This is a genomic window from Paraburkholderia sp. GAS334 (genome assembly GCF_050436625.1).
Taxonomy (GTDB): Bacteria; Pseudomonadota; Gammaproteobacteria; order Burkholderiales; family Burkholderiaceae; genus Paraburkholderia.
The window spans coordinates 1-10,023 of sequence record NZ_JBNDMO010000067.1; the positions used below are offsets into that span (position 1 = coordinate 1).

The window sequence follows — 10,023 nt, forward strand, 5'->3', positions numbered from 1 at the left end:
AGGCAGCGGCCGTGTTCGACAGCATTCGGGCGAAAAACGTCGAAGCCCGCGAGGTAGATCCGCCTGCGATTGGCAGCCCGTTCGATCGGCAATGGGGGAGGGGAGAAATCACCGCTTCGCACTTTCCGCTGGATCCGGGTCAGTTGTGCGCGGACAGTCCCGGTAGGCTTTCCGATATTTGCCGATATTTCTTCGGGCCTCATTCCTCGATCCGCGAGCTCCACCAGACTGGCCTGCTTAACCGGTACGCGCGCCATTCAACCACTCCGTCCAACTGTGCGATGACCGCATCTTAGCCGAAACTTCGCGAAGTCAAGTGCGGGCTGCGGATAACCTCGCGTAACAGGCGGAACGTCGCGACCTTGTCGGGCGTTTCAGTCTCAAGGCACCTCCCGAGGTGACGGAATCGATGCTGACGTTCGACCGGGTTCGTTTAGGGTTGGTCGATGCCTGCCATCGCCCGCAGGAATGTGAGTGCGCCGCCGTTCTTCGTTTAGGGTTGGTCGATGCCTGCCATCGCCCTGTAGATCGTCGACAATTGTCGTCATATTGGCCGCGCTTCGTTTGCGTGACCTGTTAGAAGTTAGTCGTCGGAATCTCCCCAAGGGTACGAAATATACTCGTTCGAGAACGACAGGATGGTTTTCGTCTCCGGGTCATATATTTCCTGTGTGCCTGCGACCTCGAATACCGTACCCTTGTAGTGGACTGTGGCTACAGGTGGGGGCGAGCGTTCGCGCCATGCGGGTCGCTTGCGTCGAATACCAGGTATGCGAGCTTGCCTCCGGACTGTCTTCGAACCTGAATGTGTTTCCGTCATACGCCGTGCCAACCTTACGCAAATCCAGTCGTTTGCCGTTCATCCCCATTTCATATACACGCTCGTGATAGAACGGAAACACGCCGCTTTCAACTATTCCCGAACTATTGGACGACGATGCTTCGCTGGTACGGGCCATCGTAACTGTCTTGTACTGGCTGGAGTACTGGCGTGCCGCATCCGCAGCGCGGCACGATGCTGTTTCGCAAGGCGCCGCGGTCAAGGTTGCACGGCTTACTTCAGACGCGCCTGCAACTCGTTGGCAAGCTGCCTGGTTGCTGCTTTGGTCGGCGCGTCGCCAGCGAGCGCATTAAGCAAGCCAAAGTCGTGGATCGTACCGTTGTAGCGGACCGTGGTGACCTCATCGCCGGCAGCGTCGAGTTTGCGACCGTAGGCCTCACCTTCATCGCGCAGTACGTCGAACTGCGCTACCTGGATCAGCGCTGGCGGCAGCCCCTTCAGTTGATCAACCGAAGCACGCAGCGGTGAAGCGTAAAACTCGTTGCGCTGCTTCGGATCCTTTGTATAAGCATCCCAGAACCACTTCATCATCGACCGGGTCAGGAAGTGGCCTTCCGGATAGGCGTTGTACGAGCCGTCGCTGAAATTGGCGTCCGTCACCGGCCACATCAGGCCTTGAAACCGGATTGCGGGGCCCTGTTTATTCTTCGCCATCAGGGACACAACCGCGGCCATGTTGCCGCCGACGCTGTTGCCCACTACTGCGAGGCGGCTACCGTCCACAGCGATTTCATTGCCATGTTCCGCGACCCATTTGGTGGCCGCGTACGCCTGGTTGATCGCCACCGGGTAACGCGCTTCGGGCGACGGCGTGTAATTGACAAACACCGCTACAGCCCCGGATTGCACGACGAGGTCGCGCACCAGCCTCTCGTGCGTCTGGAAGTCCCCAAGGATCCAGCCGCCGCCGTGGAAGAACATGAAGACCGGCTGCGTGCCCGTTGCGCCTTGCGGCCGCACGATCGTGATCGGCACGGTGATGCCGTCCTGCTCGATGGTCTTGTTCGACACATCAATGCCGGACAGATCAACCTTCACGCTGTTCTGCGCGTCGATCAGCACCTGACGCGCCTGCGCCGGTGTCAACGTGTTTAGTGCCGGTCCTGTGCCGCTGTTCAGCGCATGCAGGAACTGGCTAGTCACCAGATCGGGTGAGGCCGGTGCTGCCGGGCTTGCGGCAAGGGCGAGGGTGGAACTGGCCGCAAGTACGGCGGCGAGCAGTAAGGGCTTGAAGGTCTTCATGGCTTGTTCCTGTGCGAGTCGGTTGGTTGCGTGGTTAAAGGATCGTGAGCGTGACGTCGATGTTGCCGCGGGTGGCGTTCGAGTACGGGCAGACGATGTGCGCCTTGTCGACCAGTGCCTGGGCCGCTTCGCGTGTCATGCCGGGCAGGGAGATCTTCAGTTCGACTTCGATACCGAAGCCGTTCGGGATCGCGCCGATGCCGACGCTGCCGTCAATCGAGACCTCCGCGGGGATGGCGACCTTGTCGCGCGCTGCCACGAACTTCATCGCGCCGAGGAAGCAGGCGCTGTAGCCGGCGGCAAAAAGCTGCTCGGGATTGGCGCCTTCGCCGCCCGCACCGCCCAATTCCCTGGGCGTGGTCAACTTGAAGTCGAGATTGCCTGCGGGGACGACAGCACGGCCGTCGCGGCCGCCTGTGGCGTGGGAATGGGCGCGGTAGAGAACTTTTTCGAGTGACATGGTGAAGCTCCTTTAAAAGAGGACAGCAATCAGGTTTTGCTATCTACTACTAGATAGATTTGCCCACAAAAAAACGGACGATTCGACGGCACAACATTCCCTTGTATATCTACTCAAAGATAGACAAGGGGGCCAAACAAAGAGGTGGCTCACCACCTCACATCGACTGCGTTATCGCGCAATCCTTACCGAAGCCTCGACATCTTCGAGTCGAGCCTTGGTGTGAAACAACCGGCTCGCCAGCACACTGCCCTGAAAAGCCGCATAGAGGGCGCGCGCCGCGTTTTCCGCTTTGCCGTTCACCGCCAGCGTATGTTCCTGCGCGCCTTGCGCCAGAACCTTGGCCAGCCAGCTTTCGTTAGCCTTAAAAAAAGCCTGCACCGCGTGCCGGATGTTATCGGGCAGCGACCCGATATCGGCAGCGAGCATGCCGCACAGGCAGATCTGATCGCCGTCACCCAGGGTCCTGCCGAACAGCTTCCCGTACTTGTTGAGCTTTGCATCGGCCGGCAACGAAGCGTCGATTGCGTGGATGGCGTTAAGTACTCCCTTGCTGTACTCGTTGACCGCTTCCAGAACCAGATCGTCTTTCGACGGAAAGTAGTAATGGATGCTCGAGGTCTTTACGCCAACCAGACTGGACAGATCACGGTAGCTAAACCCGTTGTAACCACGCAGCATGATGAGCGTGATTGCGTGGTCGAGGATCTGTTCGCGCACTGTCATTGTCGTTTCCATGAATCAAACTATATCTACTCATAGATAGATTGTCAAGCGGCTCCGTCGTCTGGTTTCGCCTGAGCTGTCGACCCGGTCACCGTCCGGCGCATCTCGTGCAACGGACGCTCACTCGACCACGGTTTCCGTCTCAAATTGGCCGACGGCTAACTGTGGGCGCTGGCGCAGCAAAGCTGTCCTTCACCGATATGCGCAGCTTACCCGACGACCGCTTCTGGCGAACATTGAAACCCGCGGCTCGCGGCCAGGATGCGCCGTTCGGGTGAGTCGCAGGTCCGACATTCGGCTGTCGGCTTCGCATCAGATAGTGTTGAAAAAAGTCGGTGACAGTCGGTATCACGAGGTTTTCATGGATCACTTTACCCTTAAGCGACACGCGCGAGCGGCGCGTAGACCGATCTGAGAGGTCGATTTCTTGACGAGATATCCGACAATGGTGCGCTGGGACTTTTTCAACACTATCCATCAATTACCGGCCGCTCGGGTATCGCAACCGGCAAACGGAAAGCTCTTGCGATCAAGGGCCACACGGTGCATCTAGCTCGATGCTGATGTCCACGCGTCCCTAATCGCTGTCACCCGGTCATTGCCTATTCACGGCCGCCGTGCTCGTCGTCTCCGGACATTGGGAGACCATTGGGAGACGTAGGATTTTACGGTTTCTTCACCACGTTCTGTGCGAAGGCGCCTTTCGGCGATGGTGTGACAATCGCCACGTTCCCGCCCTTACGCCAGGCAGTGATGTTAGCTAGATAGGTCGCTGCTCTCGGCGAAGGATAGTCGACCTGATGGTCGACCTAAACATCGTCTATATCCGAAAGCGAGCGATGCTGGGCGTTGGTGGGAACGGCCTTGGCGAAGCGCGGTGAAGCGGGTCTCCGACTCCTGGGTGACGGCCAGGCGATGGACGAACTTGTTGCCCGATTGCCTATCGTCGCGCGACCGCGGCATAGTCCATACTCAGGGATTAGTGTTGGAGGATGTAAGCAATCCAGCTCTGTCCAGACCCTTCGCGATGCGGGCCAGATCCTCCGGTTTCCTGAATGGCATACGAGCAATGCGGTCAGTGAACGAGTAGGCCGGGTTGATGGCGATGAGCTCGCCCCAGACGGCACGCGCCTCGTCGAGATAACCAAGATTCCCGAGTGCCGAAGCGAGATAAGCCCGGCTCATGTCTGTCTCGGGGGCAAGGAGAATGCGCTCCCGCAGGATCGCTACGGCTGTTTCATAGTCGCCGGCAACGATATGGGCCACGCCGAGATGGTGCAGATAGCCCTGGGTGAAGTAGGGATCGAGCCGCATGGCCCGCTCCAGATCGCGGATCGCCGCCCGAGGGTACCCCGAATAGATGTTCAGCGTTGCCCGGAGAGACAGCGCTGGGGCGAAGTTCGGGTTGAGCGAGAGCGCTTCGTCGACTTCGAAAGTCCAGCGCCTGAAGTCATTCCGGTACATCGCGACCAATGCGGCCACGCCGTGCGCAAACGGCTCGCCCGGATCGCGCTCGATCGCTTTGTCGACCAGCTCTTCGGCTTCGGCGAGCGAGCGTTCGGGGTCGTCGGTCCAGCGGTTGTAGTAGGCATGGGCGAGGGCCATGCCCAGCGCGGCATAGGGGGCCGGATAGCCGGGATCGAGAGCGATCGCCTGCCGGAACAGGTCGCTCGTTCGCTCAAAGACGGCAACATTCTGCGTCGCGCCCCGCTGCATCGCCCGGCCTCGAAGGAAGCACTGGTAGGCTTCCATATGCGTCCTTCCGCCGGATGCAATGCCGGGCCATAGGGCGACCTCGACTGGGCTCAACGCGGCGCTTAGCTCGGCAACGATCTTGCGAGCGACCTCGTCCTGCACCGCGAACATGTCATGGAGTTCCCGGTCGTATCGTTCGGCCCACAGATGGCTGCCGCTGACCCCATCGCTCAATTGTGCGACCACGCGGATGCGGTCGCCGCTCTTCCGAACGCTCCCTTCGACGATGTAGCGAGCGCCGAGCTCGCGGGCGATTCGTCGCACGTCCATGGGCATGCCCTTGTAGGCAAAGCTGGAGCTTCGGGCGATCACGATCAGGCCCGGGATCTTCGATAACGTCGTGATGATCTCGTCCGCCAGCCCGTCGGCGAAGAAGTCCTGATCGGTATCGTTGCTGTGATTGGCGAACGGGAGGATCGCCAGCGACGGCTTGGGTGAAGGCTGCTCGACAGCTTCTCCAGACGTCGCAATAGAGCCCTTGAAACAATATCCGATGCGCGGAATGGTGGTGATCCACGCTTCGCCATCGGGCGCGAGGCCAACCGCCTTTCGCAGCAGAGCGATCTGGACCGAAAGATTGCTCTCCTCGACGACGATCCCAGGCCAGGCCGCGTCCATCAGCTCCGCTTTGGTGACAGTCTCGCCCTGCCGCTTGAGCAGAGCGGCCAGAAGCAAGATGCCCCGGCGCCCAACCGCCACGCGCGCCCCGTTCCGCTGCAGCGTCCCGTTGTCGAGATTAAGTAAGAACGGACCGAAGGTGAAACGCTGTCCCTGCATATGACTCCGTGCTGCAACGGCTTTGGGAATTATTCGGACATTCTTCGGCAGCCCTTCAATACGCCAGCGCTTGCTGTCGCGATACTGCTCCGCACCGGGGCCCTTGGGTCCATTTTGGTAGCCGCAGAAAAACGGCCGCCGTACAAAAAGGAGAGGCAAACGAAATGACAATCCTATCATCGCCCGCGCCGTCAGTCGCGAGCCAGACGGCCATCGTGCTCGTGCATGGCGGCTTCGTCGATGGCTCCGGCTGGGAAGGCGTCTACAAGATCCTGAAGAGGGACGGCTATGACGTCCATGTGGTTCAGAATGCCACCCAATCGCTTGCCGGCGACGTGGCGGCAACCCATGCCGCCATCGACGCGCAGGAGAAGCCGGTCATCCTGGTCGGCCATTCCTATGGCGGGGTGGTTATCACGGAGGCTGGCAACCACGCCAAGGTGGCGGGGCTGGTCTATATCACGGCGTTCGCACCGGACGCTGGCGAGTCAGTCGCGACGCTGATCGCCAATCCCGCGCCAGGCGCGCCTGTTCCTCCGATCCTGCCGCAGCGGAACGGGTATCTCCTGCTGGACAAGGCGAAATTCGCCGAGGCCTTCGCGGCGGATCTCGACCCTGCCACGGCGGCCTTCATGGCCGACTCCCAGATCCCGTGGGGCCCGGACGCACTGAATGGCGCGGCCACCGTGCCAGCCTGGAAGACGAAGCCGAGCTGGTATCTGGTTGCCAAAGACGACCGAATGATCCCGCCTGCCGCTCAGCGCGTCATGGCAGCGCGTGCGGGTTCCACCGCCGTCGAGCTCGAGGGAAGCCATGCGATCTACGTGTCTCAGCCCGGCGGTGTGGCCGAACTGATCGAGGCGGCCGCCGAAGCGGTCACGGCTTCCGGGAACTAAGTTCCGCCGTGCGATCGACTTCGGACAGCAGTCACGCCTGACGAGCACACACTTCCATCCACTTGATAGATGAGGTATCAGATGCGACCCAATTCCTTCTCCTCCTGGCGCACCATGCTTGGCATGCTGGGTTTTGCTTCGCTGACCATCGGCGTCATGGCGCCGAGCCCCGCCGCCGCCGAGCGTGTCAACAACGTGGTGCTGGTCCACGGCGGCTTCGTTGACGGTGGTGGCTGGGAAGCGGTATACAAGCTCCTGAAGGCCAAGGGCTTCAATGTCAGCATCGTCCAAAACCCCACGACGTCGCTCGCCACCGACGTGGCTACGACGAAAGCCGTGGTGGACGCCCAGGACGGCCCCGTCGTTCTGGTGGGTCATTCGTACGGAGGGGCGGTGATCACGGAGGCTGGCAACGACCCCAAAGTATCGCGCCTGGTCTACATCGCGGCGTTCGCCCCGGACAAGGGCGAATCCGTTCAAAAACTTATCGCCAATCCCCCTGCTGGCGCTCCGGTGCCCCCCATCCTGCCGCCGGTCAACGGCTTCCTGATGCTGGACAAGACGAAGTTCGCTGCGGCCTTCGCTGGCGACGTGAAAGCCGAACGTGCCGCGTTCCTGGCGAACGCCCAAGTTCCGTGGGGCGTGGACGCGCTGGCGGGTGAAGTCACCTCGGCGGCCTGGCGTGCGAAGCCGAGCTGGTACCTCGTCACCAGGGACGACAAGATGATTCCGCCGGACGCTCAGCGCGCGATGTCCAGGCGCGCCGGCGCCACGGTAGTTGAAACGCCGGGCAGCCATGCCGTATACGAGTCGAAACCTGCTGCTGTCGCGGCCCTCATCGAGCAGGCCGCCACGTCGAAAAACTAAGCGCGGCGCGTCACGACATGTTGCATTCGACACATCGATCAGAAATAGCATCCAAATCCGGTGCGTTGATCAGCCGGCGGCGTGGATAGTCGGGGCATCGATGGATTGACGCAAATTTCTGAATCAGTCCAATGCCATCGTCGCAGCGAGCGTGTTAGCAGTGAGTGCCGTCGGTGCTACATCTGCACCAGCCACAACCAACTCATCGAAGGGAGACAAAGCCATGAACTCGAATTCTTCTCGGTTCCTTGAACGCCTGACCCGTGAAAATACTGTTTTGCTGCTCGTCGATCATCAGGTCGGACTGTACAGCGGTGTACGCGACATCGACACACTTCAACTCAAGCACAACGTTGTCGGGCTCGCCAAGGCAGCCCTTGCGCTCAAAGTGCCGGTGATCGTCACGACGACGACGGAAAAAATGTGGGGCCCGATGATTCCGGAGTTGACCGAAGCGCTTCCTGGAGTCCAGCGTATCGAGCGCACTACCGTGAACGCCTGGGACGATCGCGGTGTGGTAGAGGCGGTGAAAGCCACGGGCCGCAAAAAGCTGATCGTCACCGGTATTTCCACCGACGTATGCCTCGCGTTGCCGGCCATTTCGGCCATCGCGGACGGCTACTCGAGTTATGCAGTCATCGACGCATCGGGCGGGTTCAGCCAAACGCAAGTCAACATGGGCGTGCTTCGCATGCAGCAGGCGGGGGTCGTTCCGGTCGGCTACTCGAACGTCGCCGTCGAGATACTTGCTGATAACGCCGCACCGGAGGCGGAAGCCGTCTATGCCGCATTGGGTATCCCCTTTGCCGGTTTGGTCTACGGTCTGAAGCAATACTTTTCCCATAACTAAGTTCTCGAAAAGAGTCAGCCATGTCTAAACAAGAGGAGGCCATCCAGTCAGCGGCACGCCGAAACATGCTGAAGGCAGGCGCCACCATGGCCGCTGCCGGCACACTTTCGTTATCCGCCGCTGCCAGTCACGCCGCTCAATCTGGCCGTACCCCCGCTGCACACGTTAAAGGAAGGCAAAAGATGAGCACCATCACCACCAAGGACGGCACCGAGATCTTCTACAAGGACTGGGGAACCGGTCAGCCCATTGTGTTCCATCATGGTTGGCCGCTGAGTTCGGACGGGATGCCCAGATGCTATTTTTTCTGGCGAAGGGTTATCGGGTCATCGCCCATGATCGCCGCGGTCACGGCCGCTCCGCCCAGACGGCGACGGGCAATGAGATGGATACCTACGCCGCTGATGTGGCCGCGCTCGCCTCGCACCTCGATTTGAAAAACGCCGTGCATATCGGCCATTCGACCGGTGGCGGTGAAGTGGCACGCTATGTTGCAAGGCATGGGGCTGGCCGCGTAGCGAAGGCCGTGCTCATTGGCGCCGTGCCTCCCATCATGCTGAAGACTCCAGCCAATCCCGGAGGGCTCCCGCTAGAGGTATTCGACGGCTTCCGCGCACGGGTCGCAACGGACTGTGCGCAGTTCTATCGGGAAGTCCCGATTCCGTTCTACGGTTACAACCGCGACGGCGCCAAGGTTTCCGAAGGCGTCAAGGACAACTGGTGGCGCCAGGGCATGATCGGCGGCGTCAAGGCGCAGTATGACTGCATCAAGGCCTTCTCCGAAACGGACTTCACCGAAGATCTGAAGAAGATCGTCTTCGAGTGGCCTGACTGCACCGCCTCTCCACAGGCTAACAAGCGCTGTCCGCGCTCTAAAACATTGATCGCGCCGACGCGGTCGGCGTTCGCAGTATGCCCACAGCGTACGCATGCGAATAGCGCCTGCGTCTTGCGGTTGTCGGCCGAAGTATGGCCGCAGCACGGGCAGGTACGGCTCGTATTCTGCGGCGGGACGGCGACGAAGAAACCGCCGCGCCATGCCGTCTTGTACTCCAGCTGGCGGCGGAATTCACCCCACCCCTGGTCCAGAATGGCCTTGTTGAGGCCACTCTTCGCACGGACATTGCGCCCCGCCGCGTCGGCGGTGCCGCTGGCCGACCGGCTCATGTTGCGCACCTGCAGGTCCTCGACGGCGATCATTGCGTGGTTTTTGCTGATCGTGTTTGAGGCTTTATGCAGGAAGTCCGAGCGGGCGTTCGCGATGCGCGCGTGGATGCGCTGTACGCGGGCTTTCGCCTTTTTCCAGTTCGACGAACCTTTGACCTTGCGCGCCACGCGCCGCTGATACTTCGCAAGCCGCTGCTCATGCTTTTTGAAGCTGGCAAGCGGCGCGATAAATGTGCCGTCGCTCAGGGTCGCGAAGCGCGCCACGCCGACGTCGATACCGATTGCCGGGCCGTGCGGTACCGGCTGCTCGACCTCGCGCCTGGTGAGGATCGACACGTGCCATTTGCCGGCGCGCAGCGACACGGTCGCGCTGCGGACCTCACCGGGCACGTCCCGGCTGTTGCGGTAGCGAAGCCAGCCAAGCTTGGGCAGGAATATCCTG

At 60.8% G+C, this 10,023-nt stretch carries 8 protein-coding genes and 2 pseudogenes; 4 read left to right on the plus strand and 6 right to left on the minus strand.

All coding sequences use genetic code 11. From position 1 onward, the window contains the following. From P3T21_RS37695 to P3T21_RS37715, 5 genes and pseudogenes are all read right to left on the minus strand, one after another. Window positions 1-257 (minus strand): annotated as a pseudogene (locus P3T21_RS37695) (nucleoside 2-deoxyribosyltransferase); the annotation flags it as partial. A gap of 797 nt (window positions 258-1,054) precedes the next feature. Next, window positions 1,055-2,083 (minus strand): alpha/beta hydrolase, encoded by a 1,029-nt coding sequence (locus tag P3T21_RS37700; RefSeq protein WP_429260939.1) that lies wholly within the window; start codon window positions 2,081-2,083, stop codon window positions 1,055-1,057. Window positions 2,084-2,117: 34 nt separating this feature from the next. Then, complete coding sequence (locus P3T21_RS37705; protein ID WP_429260940.1) at window positions 2,118-2,543, minus strand: organic hydroperoxide resistance protein; 426 nt, start codon at window positions 2,541-2,543, stop codon at window positions 2,118-2,120. A 171-nt stretch (window positions 2,544-2,714) separates the two neighbouring features. Then, window positions 2,715-3,281, minus strand: coding sequence for a TetR/AcrR family transcriptional regulator (locus P3T21_RS37710; RefSeq protein WP_429260941.1), 567 nt, complete (start codon window positions 3,279-3,281; stop codon window positions 2,715-2,717). 960 nt (window positions 3,282-4,241) lie between these two features. Then, entirely contained in the window at window positions 4,242-5,960 is a 1,719-nt protein-coding gene (locus P3T21_RS37715; protein ID WP_429260942.1) for a winged helix-turn-helix domain-containing tetratricopeptide repeat protein, read from the minus strand. A 5-nt stretch (window positions 5,961-5,965) separates the two neighbouring features. Here P3T21_RS37715 and P3T21_RS37720 point away from each other — a divergent pair, with 5 nt between their 5' ends. The 4 genes and pseudogenes from P3T21_RS37720 to P3T21_RS37735 all read left to right on the plus strand — a co-directional run. Further along, window positions 5,966-6,697, plus strand: coding sequence for an alpha/beta fold hydrolase (locus P3T21_RS37720; RefSeq protein WP_429260943.1), 732 nt, complete (start codon window positions 5,966-5,968; stop codon window positions 6,695-6,697). An 81-nt stretch (window positions 6,698-6,778) separates the two neighbouring features. After that, window positions 6,779-7,564 carry an alpha/beta fold hydrolase gene (locus P3T21_RS37725; RefSeq protein WP_429260944.1) on the plus strand — a complete coding sequence of 262 codons (786 nt, stop codon included), beginning with the start codon at window positions 6,779-6,781 and terminating at the stop codon, window positions 7,562-7,564. Window positions 7,565-7,787: 223 nt separating this feature from the next. Beyond that, window positions 7,788-8,414 (plus strand): isochorismatase family protein, encoded by a 627-nt coding sequence (locus P3T21_RS37730; protein ID WP_429260945.1) that lies wholly within the window; start codon window positions 7,788-7,790, stop codon window positions 8,412-8,414. Between the two features lie 295 nt (window positions 8,415-8,709). Further along, a pseudogene (locus P3T21_RS37735) lies at window positions 8,710-8,982 on the plus strand (alpha/beta fold hydrolase); the annotation flags it as partial. Between the two features lie 104 nt (window positions 8,983-9,086). On the opposite strand, the gene P3T21_RS37740 reads toward P3T21_RS37735, so the two are convergent. Next, window positions 9,087-10,023, minus strand: a 937-nt coding sequence (locus P3T21_RS37740; RefSeq protein ID WP_429260946.1) for an RNA-guided endonuclease InsQ/TnpB family protein, incomplete at its 5' end; no start/stop codon positions are given.